This window comes from Pseudomonas sp. NPDC079367 (assembly GCF_044542195.1).
Taxonomy (GTDB): Bacteria; Pseudomonadota; Gammaproteobacteria; order Pseudomonadales; family Pseudomonadaceae; genus Aquipseudomonas.
Map to the genome: position 1 here is coordinate 453,902 of NZ_JBITTW010000001.1, position 16,667 is coordinate 470,568.

The following is a 16,667-nucleotide window of genomic DNA, read 5'->3' on the forward strand; positions in this document are numbered from 1 at the left end:
GCATGGCATGTCTCGATGAGGCCGTAGGGCTCTTGATTGTTGGAATCGCGGCGTTCACACAGCGTTCATACGAACGTTGGTCGCAGCCGATGAACTGCACATACCGGTTGGCAAAGCAGGTTGAACTCGCCGGCCATTCCATCCCCTACCGTCCAGGACAACCATGGTTTTGGCCGCCACACAGGCGCACCGAAACCATCCACATCGCCATCGCCATCGGCCGATGGCAGCACTGGTGAGGGCGGACGCATGATCTTGATTACGGGTGGTGCGGGATACATTGGTGCGCATGTCGCACTGCAATGGCTGGGCAACGGTGAGGATGTAGTGATCCTCGATAACTTGTGCAACAGCCAGCGCGCGGCGATCGAGCGCATCAGCACGCTGGCCGGAAAACGACCGGAGTTCATTCAGGGCGATGTGCGCAATCGACGACTGCTCGACAATCTCCTGCATGACTATCCGATCGATGCCGTGGTGCACTGCGCGGGTTTGAAAGCCGTTGGCGAAAGCGTCCGTGAACCACTGCGTTATTTCGACACCAACGTCGGCGGCAGCCTGACGCTGTGCCAGGCCATGGCCCAGGCCGGTGTATTCCATCTGGTGTTCAGCTCGTCGGCCACGGTCTACGGCGACTGTGCCACTCTGCCTATCAATGAAGCCTGCGCCACCGGCCAGCCGACCAATCCTTACGGGATGTCGAAACTGATGTCGGAAAACATCATGAAGAGCGTGGCCAGTTCCGACCCGCGCTGGTCGATTGGCCTGCTGCGCTATTTCAACCCGATCGGCGCGCATCCTTCCGGCCTGCTCGGTGAGGCCCCCACCAGCACGCCGAACAATCTGTTGCCCTACTTGCTGGAAGTCGCCAGTGGCCAGCGCGCGCAGCTGTCAGTATTCGGTAATGATTACCCGACCCCGGATGGCACCGGCATTCGTGATTACCTGCACGTCGTTGACCTGGCGCTGGGGCATGTCTGTGCGCTCGACGCGCTGCGCGATCGCCACGGCGTGAGCGTCTGGAACCTCGGCACCGGGCGCGGCTATTCGGTGCTGGAGGTGATCAGCGCCTTTGAACAGATCACCGGTATCAAGATCCCGATGAGTATTGAAGCGCGGCGGCCCGGCGATATCGCGCGTTGCTGGGCAGACCCGCAAAAAGCGATCGAAGAACTGGGGTGGCAGGCGAGCCGCTCACTGCACAGCATGCTCGCCGATGCCTGGCGCTGGCAGTGCAACCAGCGCGGAAATGTCGATGTTCGCCAAGCCAATTGAACGTTGCGCGCGGTCACTCATTCTCGTGGCCGTGCGCGTCGGCACAGGACAATCGCCCGGACTCGCCGCCGGCGATTCGCTCTGCCTGGTCGATACCGCGCTTGAGCGCGTCTTCGACTTCCCATTCCACGCCCGGCAATTTCCTGATGCGCTCATAGGCGCACTCGCCAGTCGCGGTGTACACGCTGATAAACATTTCTACGTCGCCATCATCGGCCTCCCGCGCCCGAACTTCGATATGGCAACCATTTTCAACTTCTTCGGTATGGCACTTCTCTGCCTTTTCCGTCGCTTTCCATTTGTTGTAGGTTTCGCCGCGTATAAACATGTCGTACTCCTGAAGTCACTCCGCTTTCTTCAATGACCCACCCTCTGGCTGGATGATTCCCGCTTTTGCCGAGAGGCATTTGCAGCATAGCCCGCAAGTTGCGCTTCGCCGTTTCGCTAGTTCAACCGTTCGTCAGCTTGCGAAACATTTTGTCAAACCAATGCCAGAGCGCTTATTCAAAAAGTTCGAGACCCAGACGAGTTCATCTCAACTCATCTCCGACAAAGGGTGGCAGAGCGGCCGCGCAAACACTGTTTTGCAGCCGACAGGGACACTATTGCCTGGAGAAATATCTCGGCAACTTCGCTTCGCTTGAACAAGCGCAACGGTATTTGCCTTTCAACATGGCGCGTCGCAGTCCCGGCGTAAAAAAAGGATCGCTCTGATAAACAGGAGCCTGTATGAAGCGAACAATCAGCTATTGCCTGGTCTACCTCGCTACCAGCGTTCTGCTCGCCGGTTGCAACCTGGTGGTGTTCAACCCCAAGGGCGATGTCGCCCGCGATGAACGCGACCTGATCATCCTCGCCACGGGCCTGATGCTGTTGGTGGTCATTCCGGTCATCGTCATGACTTTCCTGTTCGCCTATCGCTACCGGGCGACCAACAAGAAGGCCCGTTATTCGCCGCGTTGGGCCAGTTCGCACAAGATCGAAGCGGTGGTCTGGGGCGTGCCGTTCCTGATCATTTGCGTGCTCGGCTGGGTCACCTGGGAAACCACCCATGCACTCGATCCGTACCGACCGCTGGATTCCGATGTGCCGCACCTCAATGTGCAAGTGGTGGCAACCGACTGGAAATGGCTGTTCATTTACCCCGATCTGGGCATTGCCTCGGTCAATGAACTGGCGATACCGGTGAATACGCCGGTAAGTTTCACCGTCACTTCTGACGCTGCCATGACTTCATTCTTTATTCCTGCACTCGGTGGGCAGATATATGCCATGGCCGGCATGCAGACCAAGTTGCACTTGATCGCCAATGAAATCGGCCAGTATCGCGGGATCGCCGCGAACTATAACGGCCACGGTTTCTCCGACATGCACTTCAGCACCCTGGCACTCAGCGGTGCGGATTACGAAGCCTGGGTCAATAAAGTCAAAGCGGCGCCCGGCCAACTTGATCAGGCCAGTTACGCCGAGTTGGCCAAGCCCTCTGTCGCGCACAAGATTACTTATTACTCGGCTGTGCAGGAGCGACTGTTTCTCGACATCGTCGACAAGTATGAAGGGATGAACAAAGCACCACGCAAGAAGCAAACCCAAGTGCAACGCAACAGCGACGATGTGCGCGTCAATCAACAACCGAGTCTGCTGGCCGAGGAGCGTTAAATCATGTTCGGGAAACTTTCATGGGACGCGGTTCCACTGCATGAGCCGATTGTCATGTACACCCTGGCTATCGTCGGCCTGATGGGCTTTGCCCTGGTCGGCACCGTGACCTGGAAACGCAAGTGGGGTTACCTCTGGCGCGAGTGGTTCACCTCGGTCGACCACAAGAAAATCGGCTGCATGTACATCATCGTTGCGCTGGTCATGCTCCTGCGCGGTTTCTCCGACGCGATCATGATGCGCACCCAGCAAGCCATGGCATCCAGTGGCGGGCCGGGTTATTTGCCGCCGGAACACTACGACCAGATCTTTACTGCTCACGGCGTGATCATGATTTTCTTCATGGCCATGCCGTTCGTGGTCGGCCTGATGAACATCGTCGTGCCGCTGCAGATCGGCGCCCGCGACGTCGCCTATCCGTTCCTCAATGCCCTGAGTTTCTGGCTGTTCGTGGTCGGCGCGGCGCTGGTGAATATCTCGCTGGGTGTCGGTGAGTTTGCCCGCACCGGCTGGGTCGCCTACCCGCCCCTTTCCGAGCTCGGCTATAGCCCGGGAGTCGGGGTGGATTACTACATCTGGTCATTACAGATATCCGGCATAGGGACGTTATTAACCGGGGTCAACTTCTTCGTGACCATTCTGAAGATGCGCACCGAAGGCATGACCCTGTTCAAGATGCCGGTGTTCACCTGGAACGCACTGTGCACCTCGATTTTGATCCTCGCCGCGTTCCCGATCCTCACCGCGACACTGCTGATGCTCACCCTCGATCGTTATCTGGGCATGCACTTCTTCACCAACGAGGCCGGCGGCAACCCGATGATGTACGTCAACCTCATCTGGGCCTGGGGACATCCGGAGGTGTACATCCTGATCTTGCCCGCGTTCGGGATTTTCTCCGAGATCGCCGCGACCTTCAGCAGCAAGCGCCTGTTCGGTTATGTGTCGCTGGTATGGGCGACGATTGCGATCACCATCCTCTCGTTCATCGTCTGGCTGCATCACTTCTTCACCATGGGCGCGGGGGCCAACGTCAACGCATTCTTCGGCATCATGACGATGATCATTGCCGTGCCGACCGGGGTGAAAATCTTCACCTGGCTGTTCACCATGTACCGCGGTCGGGTGCGCTTCGAAACGCCGATGCTGTGGACGCTGGGCTTTATCGTCACGTTCAGCATCGGCGGCATGACCGGCGTGCTGCTGGCGGTGCCCGGTGCCGACTTCCTGTTGCACAACAGCCTGTTCCTGATCGCCCACTTCCATAACGTGATCATCGGTGGCGCGGTGTTCGGCTACATGGCCGGGCTGACTTACTGGTTTCCCAAAGCCTTTGGCTTCCGCCTCAACGACCGCCTCGGGCGCATCGCGTTCTGGTGCTGGCTGGTCGGCTTCTACTTCGCGTTCATGCCGTCTTACGTGCTCGGCTTCATGGGTATGACGCGGCGTCTCAACCATTTCGACAACCCGGCCTGGCAACCGTGGCTGCTGCTGGAACTGGTCGGTGTCGGCATCATTCTCTGTGGCGTATCCGCGCAGGCGCTGCAGCTCTACGTGAGTATTCGCAACCGCGCGAAATTACGCGACCTCACCGGCGACCCATGGGACGGACGCACCCTGGAATGGGCCACGGCCTCGCCTCCACCGTTCTATAACTTTGCCGAGCAACCGAAGGTCAACGATCTCGACGCCTATTGGGGCATGAAGGAGCGCGGCGTCAGCACCCTCAGCCACACCGACTACCGCGCCATCCACATGCCACGCAACACCTCGGCGGGCCTGGTGATCAGTGTCTTTGCGCTGATCTGCAGCTTTGCCCTGGTGTGGCACATCTGGTGGCTGGCGATCTTTGGCCTGGTCGCTTCTGTGGTAGCGATGATCGTGCGCAGCTACGACGAAGACATCGATTATTTCGTCCCGGCAGAGGAAGTCGCCCGGATTGAAAAAGCGCGTCTCAAAGATTTGGCGGAGGCCTGAACATGTCCAACATCATTCTGGATAAAGACATCGCGCACAGCCATGAACAGGGCCATGAAGACGCGGGATCGATGCGCATTTTCGGCTTCTGGATCTACCTGATGACCGACTGCATCCTGTTCGCAACGCTGTTCGCAGGCTATGCAGTACTGCGTGACAGCGTGGCTGGCGGGCCATCGACCGTCGACATTTTCGAACTGCCCTACGTCCTTGCCGAAACCGCGTTGCTGTTGTTGAGCAGCATCACCTACGGCTACGCCATGCTGGCGATGAACCGCAATGACACATCCCATGTATTGCGCTGGCTGGGTGTCACCTTCGTGCTGGGTTGCGGCTTCATCGCCATGGAAATCAATGAATTCCATCATCTGATCGAAGAAGGCTACGGGCCGGATCGCAGCGGTTTCCTCACTGCGTTCTTCACCCTCGTCGGCACCCACGGCGCGCACGTACTCAGCGGTCTGGTGTGGATGGCGGTGCTGATGCTGCAAGTGCGCAGCCGTGGCCTGACCAACACCAACACCACGCGGCTAAGTTGCCTGAGCCTGTTCTGGCACTTCCTCGATGTGGTGTGGATTTGCGTGTTTACCGTGGTTTATCTGCTGGGGGTGGTGTGACATGTATAACCAGAGTCCGATTCATAGCAGTGCCGGTACCAGCCATGGCACCAGTCGTTCATACATGGTGGGCTTCATCATTTCGGTGATCCTGACGGTGATTCCCTTTGGCCTGGTCATGTACCCGACGTTGCCGCGCAGCGTCACCGCGTGGGTGGTGGTCGCACTCGGTGTAGTGCAGGTGTTTGCCCACCTCAAATATTTCCTGCATCTGGACACCGCCAAGGAGCAACGCTGGAACCTGATCGCGCTGATTTTTTCCGCCGTCATCATTCTTCTGCTGGTTGGGCTTTCGCTATGGATCATGGACAGCATTCACCACAACATGCTGGCGCACTGAAGCAATGGCGGCTGTCGCTGAATGTCGGGCTGGAACTGACCAAGCCCGGCATTATCGTCGGCAACCTGGCGTCGGTGTTCGGCGGCTACCTGCTTGCTGCAGGCGGGCGTCCGGTTACCCTGGCGCATTTATTGGCCGCCTTGCTCGGCACCGCGCTGGTCATTGCTTGCGGTTGCGTGATCAATAACTGCGTCGACCGCGACATCGACCGGCGCATGGTGCGCACCTGCCATCGGGCCTTGGCCATTCGCGCAGTATCGCTGCCTGGAGCGTTGTGCTACGCGGCAGTTCTCGGGGTCGTCGGCTTCGGCTTGCTGTGGGCCGGCACTACGCAATTGGCTTGTGCGATGGCGGCGGTCGGGCTGATTGTTTACGCGGGCGTCTACACCTGTCTGATGAAGCGCCGCTCGCATTGGGGCACGCTGGTCGGCAGCCTGTCCGGGGCCATGCCGCCGGTGGTCGGTTATTGCGCCGTGACAGGCAGCTTCGATGCGACGGCGCTGATGCTGATCGTGGTGTTTTGCTGCTGGCAGATGCCCCACTCCCATGCGATTACGGTCATGCGCCACGAAGACTTTCGCGCCGCCGGATTGCCGACGTTGACCTTGGGTCAAGCCAGACGCGAGATCAACATCTACATGGTCGCTTTTCTGCTCAGCGCGGCGATATTGGGCTGGGTCGCGAATATCAATGTTTCCTATCCGCTGGTGGTGCTCGGGCTGGGCGGATACTGGTTTTACCTGGCCTTGCGCCCCGTGCGAAACGCTACCGCAAAAGCTTGGGCTCGGCGTTTGTTCAGCGTGTCGATCCTGCTGATCCTGGCGCTGAATCTTTCCCTGGCGCTGAACGCTGTGCTGCCCTCGCCCTCTGCGCTCTACCGCTCATCGGGCATGGCGGAAAATCATCAAACGCAGGTGCGTGGCGGGTTATCAGAATCGATAACAACTTCACCAACAGACAGCCCGGAGGAAACCCATGGCTAATGCCCCCTCAACTACCGATTGCGCCTGCCCTGGCTGCAAGTGCAGCGGCGAGCAGACCTTCGAGCGTGACGGCAAGCAGTTCTGCAGCCAGGCCTGCGCAGATCTCCATCCCAAAGGCCAACCCTGCCCGTCCTCAGCTTGCCACTGCGAGCAAAACCTTGGGGCCGATGAGCGCAATGTGAGTGATTCGAAACTGGATGAAGCGGTCGAAGAAACCTTCCCCGCCAGCGATCCGATTTCGCCGTGATCCGGCACTTGCGCTTTCGAAGCAGTCTTTTTTTTCAGCAGGAGACAACGTAATGGACGAGGAAACCATCCGAAAAATCGCCTATCGCCTCTGGGAAGAGCAGGGACGGCCCCACGGTAATGATTTCGAGCATTGGTTGCAGGCGCGTGCCGAGCTGGATGCGTTTGACTCCGATGGCTTGCCCGGCTCGGTGGCCAGCAGCGTCGCGCCACCGGCACCCCGCAAAAAAGCCAAGGCTGCAACCGCTGTTCCTGCGACCAAAACCCGCAAGAAAAGCGCGTCTGCTGCCAAATGACCGATCTTGAAAGCCGCGTGACTACGGGGCCCAAGCGCTCGTGAAACGTGGCATCAACCTTGTTGCGGCGGCCTTCGCGCTGACGGCGTTGTCTTATGGTCTGGCGCGCTTCGCCTACGGATTGCTGCTGCCGCAGATTCGTCAGGATCTGGCGCTCAGCGTGACCGCTGCCGGCTGGATCGGCGGCAGCGCGTTCGCGACTTATTGCGTGGGGATCGTGGCGACGTTTGTCTGCAGTCACAAAGTCAGCCCACGCGGGTTGACGGTCGTGGCCGGCGCGGCGGCTACGCTAGGGATGGGGTTGATCGTGGTCGCGTCGTCCGCACCGGCGTTGGGCTGCGGCGTAGCGCTGGCGGGATTGAGCACAGGTTTGACCTCGCCGCCATTGGCCAGCGCGGTGGCGGCGCGTCTTGATGACGCGGACCGGCCGCGTGCTAATGGTTTTATCAATGCAGGGACGGCGGCCGGGATCGTTTTTTCAGGCTTGGCGGCAATATTGGCGGCCGGGCAATGGCGGCCACTTTATGCGCTGTTCGGATTGATCGGCGTTGGCGTGACGGCCTGGCTTTGGTTTGCGGTACCGCGCCGGGTCGAGCATGACGTTGCGCAACACTTTTCTCTGGCAATGTTGCGTCGACCGGGCGTTATGCCGTTGTGCGCCAGTGCTTTTCTGATGGGGTTGGCGAGCACGGCGGTCTGGACGTTCGGCGCCGACATTCTGCGTAGCGAGGCTGGGCTCTCTGATCAGTCGATGGCCTGGGCGTGGATTGTGTTGGGCGCGGCGGGCATCAGTGGCTGCGCAACCGGTGTGCTGACCGGCCGGTTTGGTGTCGCACGAATGCAGCACCTGGCGCTCGCCGGGATCGCCGTCGGCACGCTGGGACTTGCCGCCACTGGCGCGGGTGCCATTTACGGCCTCGCTGCGATGGGCCTGTTTGGCGCGGCCTACATTGTTTCTTCAGGCGTTTATCTGTTGCAAGGGATCCGGTTGTTCCCGGATCGCCCGGATCTGGGGCTGGGCATTCCGTTTCTGGTGCTCGCACTCGGTCAGACCGCTGGCACGCCGATGTTCGGTGCAGTGCTGGAAGCTGCTGATGTGATCGTTGCCCTGTGTATTTTTGCGGCGGTCGCTTGCGTCGCCATGCTGCTGAGCCCGAGAGGTGGTGAAAACCCGCGCAGGCAAATGTGCGGCTCGGGAATGACCTGAGGCTTGCAGCGAGAATGATTTTTATCGTCAGGAGTAGAAACCATGGCCGTAAACATCAGCAATCTCACCCTCTCCACTCCGGTTCCCGTCTCGGCGACCAATCCGGTGGCACTGGAGCTCAACGGCGCCGAGGCGATCGCGCAGTTCCCCAGCATCGTCACGGTGCTGCCGGACGGGTCACTGCAACTGTCCGCGCCGACCAAAGGCGCCTCGAGCAAGAGCACCCACCGAACCCGCTGCGAATGGAAGGAATCCTTCTATTGGTCGCTGGCCAGCGCCGCTGACCACCTCAACTATCAAGAGATGACCGTGACCAAGGTCAATTCAGCGCAAAAGGTCGTCATCTCACAGATGCACGTGAAAAACGACGACGGCCCGGTGATCAAAGTGTTCTGGCAGAAAGGCAACATCACCATGGGCTTCCGCCAGAGCTTCAACCAGGCCACGCCAGTCAACACCACGGTGCTCAAGGGCGTGCCGCTGGGCGCAAAGTTCAAGGTGACCATTCGCGCGAACTCTGCCGGCGTCGCCCGAGTCACGGTCGACTACAACGGCGTAATAGGGACATCAGGCGACTTGCAGCTCGATTCAACCTGGAATTCGCAGGTGTTCAACTTCCACGGCGGGGTCTACAACCAGATCGATTACACCGACGCCACCCCGCCTGAGGATGGCTCGATTTGCATCATCAGTGATTTGTTGATTTCACATACCTAGGGCTGCAATGAGCAAGGGCCTGGGTCAGCTTTCGCTGGCAGGCCCTTGTTGGAGCTGAGCATGATGATTGGTCTTCAGCCTTGCGCCTCATGTCAGAACAGCCTGCGTCCTAACGTCGCAGCTTTCAGCTATTGGCAAATCCTGCGCAAGCCTTAGAATCCCGCGCGCTCTTGCTATCGCGCGTCTCGTCAGGGAGGCGGACCTGCAAGGCGGACCTTGTCCGACGCCACCGCCCTGCCCGATCGGCAGACATTTTCACAACACCTGTTCCAGCCTGGCAACCGCATGCGCAGAGGCGCACGTTGCGCTGTTCTATTTCTTGAGGTTTTTATGTCTCCGCGTTTGCTGGCCATGGCGCTGGCGCCCCTGCTCGGGCTGTTCATTATTGCTCTGGGCAATGGTTTTCTTTCCTCCCTGACCACCCTTCGCCTGGACGCCGCCGGTACCTCGGCAACGATGATCGGGATTGTTTCGTCGGCCTATTTCATGGGCCTGACGCTCGGCGCGGTGTTCAATGACCGGCTGATTCTGCGCATCGGCCACATTCGGGCCTACGGCAGCTTTGCCTCGCTGATAGCGGTGACGATTTTGCTGCAGGGTCTGTTCTATGACACTTGGGGCTGGCTGATTCTGCGCCTGATCAACGGCTGGGCCACGGTCGGTGTGTTTCTGGTGATCGAAAGCTGGCTGCTCTTGGCAGGTGACGCAAAAATTCGCGGGCGTTTGCTCGCGCTGTACATGATCGTCCTCTATGGCGCCGGCGTACTCGGACAGGCGACGTTGGGAACCATCACGGGCATGAGCGACAGCGCGCCGTTCATGGTTGCCGGCATGCTCGCTGCGTTGTCGGTACTGCCGATCGTGATCCTGCCACGGGTGTCGCCGCTGCTCGATCACGTCGAGCCGCTCAAGCCACGACAATTGCTGGGCGTGACGCCGACCGGGCTGGTCGGCTGTTTCGGCTCGGGGCTGACCATCGCGGCGATTTACACGTTGTTGCCGTTGTATCTGCAACGCAGCGGGCTGGACGTCGGTGAAGTCGGCAGCATGATGGCCTGGACGATTCTCGGCGCGATGTTGCTGCAATATCCGGTCGGACGCTGGTCCGACCGCACGGATCGCGTGCAGGTGCTCACTCTGTTGGCGGTTGCGTGCACCGTGTTATCGCTGGTGATTGTGCTGATGCCGCTGTCCATGACAATGCTCGCGGTGATGTTGTTTCTGCTCGGTGGCGGCGTGTTCGCGCTGTATCCGGTTGCCGTCAGCCACGCAGCCGACCGCGCGCCCGCCGAAGCGCTGGTGCCGATGATCCAGGGCTTGCTGCTGATCAACTCGCTGGGCTCGGCCATCAGCCCGATGATGATCTCGCCGGTGATGAACTCGTTCGGCGCCAACGGCCTGTTCTGGGTATTCGCAGTGGTCAACCTGAGCATGGTCAGCTTTTTCTTCTGGCGCCGCGGCAAACGCCCGGTGCCGGCCAATCCCGCACCTTTCACAGCGGCAGCAACCTTTTCGCCTACGGGTGCGGAATTGCGGGTCACCGAGGATTTGCGCGTGGCAGCGGAAGAACATCCGGCCATGGTGGATGCGATTAGTGGCGAATGGGTAGCGCAGCGCGGTGACAGTTGATCAGCAACCGCACGGCGGGCTCCGTCTTTGATCGACGCGGCGAAAGCCAAAATAGCGAAGCGTAAACGAACAAAGGCCTGCGTAGCTTTCGCTAGCAGGCCTTTGTTGAAAGATGGTGCCCGAAGCCGGAATCGAACCGGCACGCCCTTACGAGCGGGGGATTTTAAGTCCCATGCGTCTACCAGTTTCGCCATTCGGGCGGTAGCGCGGTGTTGATTGATTCAGCATTGCGGTTGCGATCCTGACAGGATGGCCGCTTGAAAAGCCGAGCGGGGAATATATACATCACATCCCGGTGAAGCAAGTTCGCAGTGGTCGATTTGAAGACTAAATCTTGCTGGCCATGAGAACTAAAAAGCCATTTAAATCATCGTGCTATGTAGCGTGCTTGAAGTTGAGGCTGAAGCTTGAGAAAAAACGCGCTAGCCAAACTCGAAACCGAAGCTAAAACCCAACAAGATCAAAAGGTTACCACTACATTCACTGTACGGGCCAGAGATTTTTCTGCGCTGGCGATCATGAAGAAGCAACCCATGACTCGCCGGGGTGTCTACGCTAAACGATGACGCCGGAATCAGCGACTGCATGTAACCCGCTTACCGTTTTTACACCGCATCCCGCCTCACAGGCGCTGACTTCCACTAAACGTCACCAGAGCTCAGCTCAGGGATGTACAAGCAATCAGGAGATTTAACCGAATGCAAATGAGTGACACCGTTCTCAAAGCGTCTTTGAGCCCCGAGGAGCGCTCGGCAATCGCCGAAATCGAAGCGACCACCAATATTTTGCAGCTAGTCACCCGGTTGACCGGCACGCGCTTCGCTGGCATCGCAAAATTCACAGAAACCGAATGGATAGTCTGTTCGGCCTACGATCCGATCGAACTGGGGATAAATGTCGGCGACACGCTGGATCTGGAGACTACGCTTTGCAGTGAGTTTCGCAGGGATCCTCAAGCCCTCTTCCTTCCACAAATCAGCCAGGACGGAAGACTTTCGTCGCGTCCCGTAGTGAAGCAATATTCAATTGAAAGCTACGCCGGCGCTCCGGTTTTCCTGCCGGACGGACGACTGTGGGGCGCGCTTTGTGCTCTTGATTCGAGGTCTGTTCTGTTTGATAACCCTGACCTGGCAGAGACACTGACGCTGTTCGCACGGCTTATCGGCTGTATCTTTTTCTCGAATCTGACAGTGGAAGGCGCCAGCCATATAAAGACAGGAGCGTGCGTGGCTGAGTGATCTTTTTGAAGGATGCGCAATTCCACTCTTTTTCGAAGACAACAAAAAACCCCGTAAATCATTGATCTACGGGGTTTTTGATAGTGGAGGCCGAGGTCGGAATCGAACCGGCGTAGGTGGATTTGCAATCCACTGCATAACCATTTTGCTACTCGGCCTCAAAGTATTCGCTGTCAGTAGCGCAACAACAAACACTGTACAAATTGGAGCGGGAAACGAGACTCGAACTCGCGACCCCGACCTTGGCAAGGTCGTGCTCTACCAACTGAGCTATTCCCGCTTGGTGTGGCGCATTCTATAGAATTAAGAAGCCCCGTCAACCCCTTGATTCAAAAAACTTTTATTTCTTTTCGACATCCGTCTTCAGGTGCGGCCATGCGGCGCGGAGGTATTGAACCATCGACCACAGCGTCAGCCCTGCCGATACGATCAGCAGCGTATAACCGAGCACGACCCAGAAGTTGAAAGCCTTTGGATGGGCCAGAAGTATGACCAGTGCGAGCATTTGCGCAGCGGTTTTCCATTTGCCCAGATTGGACACTGCAACCTGTGCCCGGGCGCCGAGTTCGGCCATCCATTCGCGCAGTGCCGAAATCACGATCTCGCGACCAATGATCACCGCTGCGGGCAGCGTGAGCCAGAGGTTGCCGTGTTCCTGCACCAGCAAGACCAGAGCAACTGCAACCATCAGCTTGTCGGCGACCGGATCGAGAAACGCACCGAAGGGTGTGCTTTGTTCCAGTCGGCGCGCCAGATAACCATCGAGCCAGTCGGTTCCGGCCGCAAAGGCAAACACCGAGGCAGAAGCCATGTAACTCCACTGGTAAGGCAAATAAAACAGCAGAATGAAGATCGGGATGAGCAGGACGCGGAGAACGGTAATCAGATTAGGGATATTCATCGGCACAACTGGCTACGAGGTGAAGGGGCATTCTACTCACTATGCAGGTTCGCATAAATCGACTCTGCGAGCTTTTTACTGATCCCCGGGGCTTTGGCGATCTCTTCGATGCTTGCACGAGACAGCTCCTGCAATCCACCAAAATGTTTCAACAGGTCACGTCGGCGTGTCGGCCCTACCCCTGCGACACCTTCCAGGGTCGAGGTTCGGCGAGTCTTGCCGCGACGGGCGCGATGTCCCGTAATCGCGAAGCGGTGTGCCTCATCACGAATCTGCTGAATAAGGTGCAATGCGGGCGAATCGCCGCGCAAAGTGAACTCGTGCGCTGCATCATTCAGATACAACGTTTCGAACCCAGCCTTGCGGGTGGCGCCCTTGGCTACGCCCAAAAGTATCAGATCCGGCACTGCCAGTTCGTTGAGCACGTCACGGGCCATAGACAATTGCCCTTTGCCCCCGTCCACCAAAAGGATGTCCGGCAGCTTGCCCTCCCCGTCCTTGAGCTTGCTGAAGCGTCGCGTGAGTGCCTGATGCATGGCCGCATAATCGTCGCCCGCAGTGACGCCTTCGATGTTGTAACGGCGGTAATCCGACTTGATCGCGCCTTCCGGCCCGAACACCACACAGGACGCAACCGTCGCCTCGCCGCTGGAATGACTGATGTCATAGCATTCCAGACGTTGGGGCGGCTCATCCAGATTCAGCACCTCGGCCAGTGCATCGAACCGCGCGGCAGTGTGCTGACGGTTGGCCAGACGCGCGCCCAACGCTTGCTCGGCGTTGGTTACGGCCAGTTGTTGCCAGCGCGCACGGGTACCACGTACCCGATGGCTGATCGCCAACTCGCGACCGCGCAAGGTATGGATGCCTTCGATCAGCGCAGGAAAATCTTCATGAACCACGTTGACGATCAACTCGCTCGGCAGATCGCGTTCAGGGCTGCTGATGTAGTACTGGCCGAGGAACGCCGCCATGACTTCGGAGACGTCCTCCTCGATACCGACCTGAGGGAAGAAATTCTTGCTGCCCAGCACTCGGCCGCCGCGAACGCTGATCAGGTGCACGCAGGCACCGCCAGGGTTGACGAATGCGGCAATGACGTCGATATCACCGGTTCCGCCTTCCATGCTCTGCTGGTCCTGCACCCGGCGCAGCAAGGCAATCTGGTCGCGCAATTCGGCGGCGCGTTCGAATTCGAGGTTGATCGCCGCCTCTTCCATCGCGGTGGACAACTCGTTGGTCAACGCATGACTGCGCCCCTCAAGGAACATCACCGAGTGACGCACGTCTTCGGCATAGACGTCCGGCTCGACCAAACCCACACACGGCGCCTTGCAACGTTTGATCTGGTATTGCAGGCACGGACGAGTGCGGTTTTTGTAATAACTGTCTTCGCACTGACGGACGAAAAAGGTTTTTTGCAGGATGCTCAGGCTTTCGCGGATAGCGCCGGCGCTTGGATACGGGCCAAAATATTTGCCTTTGGCCTTTTTTGCACCGCGATGGATGCTCAGGCGCGGAAACTGCCCGTCTGACAAAAACACGTACGGATAGGATTTATCGTCGCGCAGCAGGATGTTGTAAGGCGGTCGCCATTCCTTGATCAGCGTCTGTTCAAGCAGCAGCGCTTCGGTTTCGTTGGCGGTGATGGTTGTCTCGACCTGAGCGATACGCCCGACCAGTGCAGCCGTTTTCGGCGCCAGTCCGGTCTTGCGAAAGTAGCTCGCCAGACGTTTCTTCAGGTTTTTGGCTTTGCCGACATACAGCAGGCGCGCCTCGCTGTCGAACATGCGATAGACGCCCGGCCGACCGCTCACGGTCGACAGGAAAGCACTGGAATCGAATGTCTCGGTCATGGTCAGGCGCTGGCATCCACCATGCCGTGCCGTACCGCGAGCAGTGTCAACTCGACGTCGCTGCTGATCGAAAGCTTTTCGAAAATGCGGTAGCGGTAGGTGTTCACGGTTTTCGGCGACAGGCACAATTTGTCAGAAATGATCTGGACCTTCTGACAGCCGACGATCATCAACGCGATCTGGATTTCCCGTTCCGACAAAGCATCGAACGGCGAATCATTGGTCGGCTGGAATGATTTGATCGCTAACTGCTGGGCGATTTGCGGACTGATATAACGCTGCCCGGCGAAGACCAATCGAATGGCCTGCACCATTTCCGGCAGACCTGCGCCCTTGGTCAGATAACCGGCGGCCCCTGCCTGCAGCAAGCGCGTCGGGAAAGGGTCTTCTTCGCACACCGTAACGGCAACCACCTTGATGTCCGGGTGGCTGCGCAGCAATTTCCGTGTGGCTTCGAGGCCGCCGATGCCGGGCATCTTGACGTCCATGAGCACTACGTCAGGCTTCAACTCACGGGCTTTGATCAGGGACTCTTCACCTGACTCGGCCTGCCCTACCACCTGCAGGCCATCAATATCGGCCAGCATCCGTGTAATGCCTGTGCGAACGAGATCATGGTCGTCGACCACTAGCACCCTAATCAAGCAGACACCTCGCGATATGGTCTTATTGGGATGCCGGACACCTTAGCAAAAAGTGCCAGACACACCTAGCGGAAAGCCGCATTTAAAAAGTTTCAATTCATCATTCAGGGCTTGCCGGCCGTGGGTTTCAGCGCACAGCCGTACTCAAATCAAGCTGCATCCTGATGAAACACTCGTCCCTGCCCACTCTGTGCAGCCCTTTGCGTGCATACAGTTCTTGCGCCGGGTTGTTCTCGAACACGGTCAGCCTGAGTGCGGGTCGTCTTGCCTGACGAGCCATCTCGATAACCTGGTCTATGCACCAGGAACCGGCACCCCGCCCATGCCAGGCCTGAGCAATTTGCAGTTCGCGTATGTATAGCGCCCGTGCAGCCTGGCTCAGACTGAAAAAGCCGATTGGCGTTTCACCCTGCAGGACTATCCAGTTTTCACGAGACTGCCAGCCTGCGTCAAACGCCTCGTCCTGCCACAGCAGATCATGATCGATGTAATAGCGCAGCATGTTGCGACAGGTCAGATCCCGCGCAAAAGCCAGATCGTCGACCGTGGCATGGCGAATCCAGTAGATCATTCGGTTTTCTCCGTAACCGTAAAATGCGATTCACCCGTCTGGTTTGCCACTGATAGTCGTTTCGGGCACAGGCAATAGCATTTTCTGATTGCTGACGTGTATCAGCGTCGAGTAAGCTCGGCGCATTCAACGGAGACAGATCATGTTCAACGCCCCTTCACAGTCTTGCATCGCCAGCGCCCTGCGCTCGGTTGCGGCTGTCCGGGTGAATGAAACCTGCGCTCCTGCCACTTTTTATTTTGGGTATTGGTTTAGCCACTGGCGCGCCTGATACCCAAACGGCGCCCATGATAACGGGTCGCCTACCAGAGATTTCTCAACCCCCGGTCGGCCTCCCGACCGGGGGTTTTGTTTTTTCAGGCCCACAACTTTCAGCATCACACCAGACACTTTGAGGAATACATCATGAACTACGCCACTTATTACCGTTACGACAGCTTTAGCGCCTGGCGATTTACCAGCTTCCGCTCGGGACAGCCTGCCGCCTCCGATCGGTCACCTACAGGTGGCA

The 16,667-nt window shown here is 58.3% G+C and carries 17 protein-coding genes and 3 tRNA genes; 12 read left to right on the forward strand and 8 right to left on the reverse strand.

Annotation, left to right across the window (positions count from 1 at the left end; translation table 11 throughout):
• Nucleotides 1–249: 249 nt before the first annotated feature.
• Nucleotides 250–1,275, forward strand: a complete 1,026-nt coding sequence (gene galE, locus ACIGDJ_RS01885; RefSeq protein ID WP_397478208.1) for a UDP-glucose 4-epimerase GalE — start codon at nucleotides 250–252, stop codon at nucleotides 1,273–1,275.
• A 13-nt stretch (nucleotides 1,276–1,288) separates the two neighbouring features.
• On the opposite strand, the gene ACIGDJ_RS01890 is transcribed toward galE, so the two are convergent.
• A complete protein-coding gene (locus ACIGDJ_RS01890) occupies nucleotides 1,289–1,603 on the reverse strand; it encodes a hypothetical protein (RefSeq protein WP_101159449.1) in 315 nt (104 codons plus the stop codon).
• Nucleotides 1,604–2,004: 401 nt separating this feature from the next.
• Here ACIGDJ_RS01890 and cyoA point away from each other — a divergent pair, with 401 nt between their 5' ends.
• The 10 genes from cyoA to ACIGDJ_RS01940 all read left to right on the forward strand — a co-directional run bounded on the left by cyoA (nucleotide 2,005) and on the right by ACIGDJ_RS01940 (nucleotide 10,946).
• Entirely contained in the window at nucleotides 2,005–2,934 is a 930-nt protein-coding gene (gene cyoA / locus ACIGDJ_RS01895; protein ID WP_039760286.1) for a ubiquinol oxidase subunit II, read from the forward strand.
• Between the two features lie 3 nt (nucleotides 2,935–2,937).
• On the forward strand, nucleotides 2,938–4,911 hold the full coding sequence (gene cyoB, locus ACIGDJ_RS01900) for a cytochrome o ubiquinol oxidase subunit I (RefSeq protein ID WP_101159448.1): 1,974 nt from the start codon (nucleotides 2,938–2,940) through the stop codon (nucleotides 4,909–4,911).
• A 2-nt stretch (nucleotides 4,912–4,913) separates the two neighbouring features.
• The gene (locus ACIGDJ_RS01905; RefSeq protein WP_101159447.1) at nucleotides 4,914–5,528 is read left to right on the forward strand and encodes a cytochrome o ubiquinol oxidase subunit III; all 615 of its coding nucleotides are present in this window, start codon (nucleotides 4,914–4,916) and stop codon (nucleotides 5,526–5,528) included.
• A gap of 1 nt (nucleotide 5,529) precedes the next feature.
• Complete coding sequence (cyoD, locus tag ACIGDJ_RS01910; protein WP_101159446.1) at nucleotides 5,530–5,868, forward strand: cytochrome o ubiquinol oxidase subunit IV; 339 nt, start codon at nucleotides 5,530–5,532, stop codon at nucleotides 5,866–5,868.
• Nucleotides 5,826–6,851, forward strand: a complete 1,026-nt coding sequence (cyoE, locus tag ACIGDJ_RS01915; RefSeq protein WP_397478209.1) for a heme o synthase — start codon at nucleotides 5,826–5,828, stop codon at nucleotides 6,849–6,851. The genes cyoD and cyoE overlap by 43 nt, the downstream gene beginning before the upstream one ends.
• Nucleotides 6,844–7,098: a metallothionein family protein gene (locus ACIGDJ_RS01920; RefSeq protein WP_397478210.1), complete on the forward strand. Its 255-nt coding sequence runs from the start codon at nucleotides 6,844–6,846 to the stop codon at nucleotides 7,096–7,098. The genes cyoE and ACIGDJ_RS01920 overlap by 8 nt, the downstream gene beginning before the upstream one ends.
• Nucleotides 7,099–7,150: 52 nt before the next feature.
• Nucleotides 7,151–7,393, forward strand: a complete 243-nt coding sequence (locus ACIGDJ_RS01925) for a DUF2934 domain-containing protein (RefSeq protein ID WP_101159443.1) — start codon at nucleotides 7,151–7,153, stop codon at nucleotides 7,391–7,393.
• A 40-nt stretch (nucleotides 7,394–7,433) separates the two neighbouring features.
• Nucleotides 7,434–8,600 carry an MFS transporter gene (locus ACIGDJ_RS01930; protein ID WP_397478211.1) on the forward strand — a complete coding sequence of 389 codons (1,167 nt, stop codon included), beginning with the start codon at nucleotides 7,434–7,436 and terminating at the stop codon, nucleotides 8,598–8,600.
• A gap of 42 nt (nucleotides 8,601–8,642) precedes the next feature.
• Nucleotides 8,643–9,317 carry a polysaccharide lyase family 7 protein gene (locus tag ACIGDJ_RS01935; protein ID WP_397478212.1) on the forward strand — a complete coding sequence of 225 codons (675 nt, stop codon included), beginning with the start codon at nucleotides 8,643–8,645 and terminating at the stop codon, nucleotides 9,315–9,317.
• Nucleotides 9,318–9,647: 330 nt separating this feature from the next.
• Nucleotides 9,648–10,946 carry an MFS transporter gene (locus ACIGDJ_RS01940; protein ID WP_397478213.1) on the forward strand — a complete coding sequence of 433 codons (1,299 nt, stop codon included), beginning with the start codon at nucleotides 9,648–9,650 and terminating at the stop codon, nucleotides 10,944–10,946.
• A gap of 113 nt (nucleotides 10,947–11,059) precedes the next feature.
• On the opposite strand, the gene ACIGDJ_RS01945 is transcribed toward ACIGDJ_RS01940, so the two are convergent.
• Nucleotides 11,060–11,146, reverse strand: a tRNA-Leu gene (locus ACIGDJ_RS01945).
• Nucleotides 11,147–11,650: 504 nt separating this feature from the next.
• Between ACIGDJ_RS01945 and ACIGDJ_RS01950 the strand changes: the two genes are divergently transcribed.
• Nucleotides 11,651–12,184 carry a GAF domain-containing protein gene (locus ACIGDJ_RS01950; RefSeq protein ID WP_178081207.1) on the forward strand — a complete coding sequence of 178 codons (534 nt, stop codon included), beginning with the start codon at nucleotides 11,651–11,653 and terminating at the stop codon, nucleotides 12,182–12,184.
• Nucleotides 12,185–12,268: 84 nt separating this feature from the next.
• On the opposite strand, the gene ACIGDJ_RS01955 is transcribed toward ACIGDJ_RS01950, so the two are convergent.
• The 6 genes from ACIGDJ_RS01955 to ACIGDJ_RS01980 all read right to left on the reverse strand — a co-directional run bounded on the left by ACIGDJ_RS01955 (nucleotide 12,269) and on the right by ACIGDJ_RS01980 (nucleotide 16,156).
• A tRNA-Cys gene (locus tag ACIGDJ_RS01955) sits at nucleotides 12,269–12,342 on the reverse strand.
• A 46-nt stretch (nucleotides 12,343–12,388) separates the two neighbouring features.
• A tRNA-Gly gene (locus ACIGDJ_RS01960) sits at nucleotides 12,389–12,464 on the reverse strand.
• 60 nt (nucleotides 12,465–12,524) lie between these two features.
• Complete coding sequence (pgsA, locus tag ACIGDJ_RS01965; protein ID WP_397478214.1) at nucleotides 12,525–13,085, reverse strand: CDP-diacylglycerol--glycerol-3-phosphate 3-phosphatidyltransferase; 561 nt, start codon at nucleotides 13,083–13,085, stop codon at nucleotides 12,525–12,527.
• A gap of 32 nt (nucleotides 13,086–13,117) precedes the next feature.
• A complete protein-coding gene (gene uvrC, locus ACIGDJ_RS01970; protein WP_024012762.1) occupies nucleotides 13,118–14,941 on the reverse strand; it encodes an excinuclease ABC subunit UvrC in 1,824 nt (607 codons plus the stop codon).
• 2 nt (nucleotides 14,942–14,943) lie between these two features.
• A complete protein-coding gene (gene uvrY / locus ACIGDJ_RS01975; protein ID WP_024012761.1) occupies nucleotides 14,944–15,585 on the reverse strand; it encodes a UvrY/SirA/GacA family response regulator transcription factor in 642 nt (213 codons plus the stop codon).
• Nucleotides 15,586–15,712: 127 nt separating this feature from the next.
• A complete protein-coding gene (locus ACIGDJ_RS01980; protein ID WP_397478215.1) occupies nucleotides 15,713–16,156 on the reverse strand; it encodes a GNAT family N-acetyltransferase in 444 nt (147 codons plus the stop codon).
• Between the last annotated feature and the right edge of the window lie 511 nt (nucleotides 16,157–16,667).

Coding starts and splice junctions, on each gene's coding strand:
- galE (WP_397478208.1), top strand. CDS start 250: ATGATCTTGATTACGGGTGGTGCGGGATACATTGGTGCGCATGTCGCA.
- ACIGDJ_RS01890 (WP_101159449.1), bottom strand. CDS start 1,603: ATGTTTATACGCGGCGAAACCTACAACAAATGGAAAGCGACGGAAAAG.
- cyoA (WP_039760286.1), top strand. CDS start 2,005: ATGAAGCGAACAATCAGCTATTGCCTGGTCTACCTCGCTACCAGCGTT.
- cyoB (WP_101159448.1), top strand. CDS start 2,938: ATGTTCGGGAAACTTTCATGGGACGCGGTTCCACTGCATGAGCCGATT.
- ACIGDJ_RS01905 (WP_101159447.1), top strand. CDS start 4,914: ATGTCCAACATCATTCTGGATAAAGACATCGCGCACAGCCATGAACAG.
- cyoD (WP_101159446.1), top strand. CDS start 5,530: ATGTATAACCAGAGTCCGATTCATAGCAGTGCCGGTACCAGCCATGGC.
- cyoE (WP_397478209.1), top strand. CDS start 5,826: ATGGATCATGGACAGCATTCACCACAACATGCTGGCGCACTGAAGCAA.
- ACIGDJ_RS01920 (WP_397478210.1), top strand. CDS start 6,844: ATGGCTAATGCCCCCTCAACTACCGATTGCGCCTGCCCTGGCTGCAAG.
- ACIGDJ_RS01925 (WP_101159443.1), top strand. CDS start 7,151: ATGGACGAGGAAACCATCCGAAAAATCGCCTATCGCCTCTGGGAAGAG.
- ACIGDJ_RS01935 (WP_397478212.1), top strand. CDS start 8,643: ATGGCCGTAAACATCAGCAATCTCACCCTCTCCACTCCGGTTCCCGTC.
- ACIGDJ_RS01940 (WP_397478213.1), top strand. CDS start 9,648: ATGTCTCCGCGTTTGCTGGCCATGGCGCTGGCGCCCCTGCTCGGGCTG.
- ACIGDJ_RS01950 (WP_178081207.1), top strand. CDS start 11,651: ATGAGTGACACCGTTCTCAAAGCGTCTTTGAGCCCCGAGGAGCGCTCG.
- pgsA (WP_397478214.1), bottom strand. CDS start 13,085: ATGAATATCCCTAATCTGATTACCGTTCTCCGCGTCCTGCTCATCCCG.
- uvrC (WP_024012762.1), bottom strand. CDS start 14,941: ATGACCGAGACATTCGATTCCAGTGCTTTCCTGTCGACCGTGAGCGGT.
- ACIGDJ_RS01980 (WP_397478215.1), bottom strand. CDS start 16,156: ATGATCTACTGGATTCGCCATGCCACGGTCGACGATCTGGCTTTTGCG.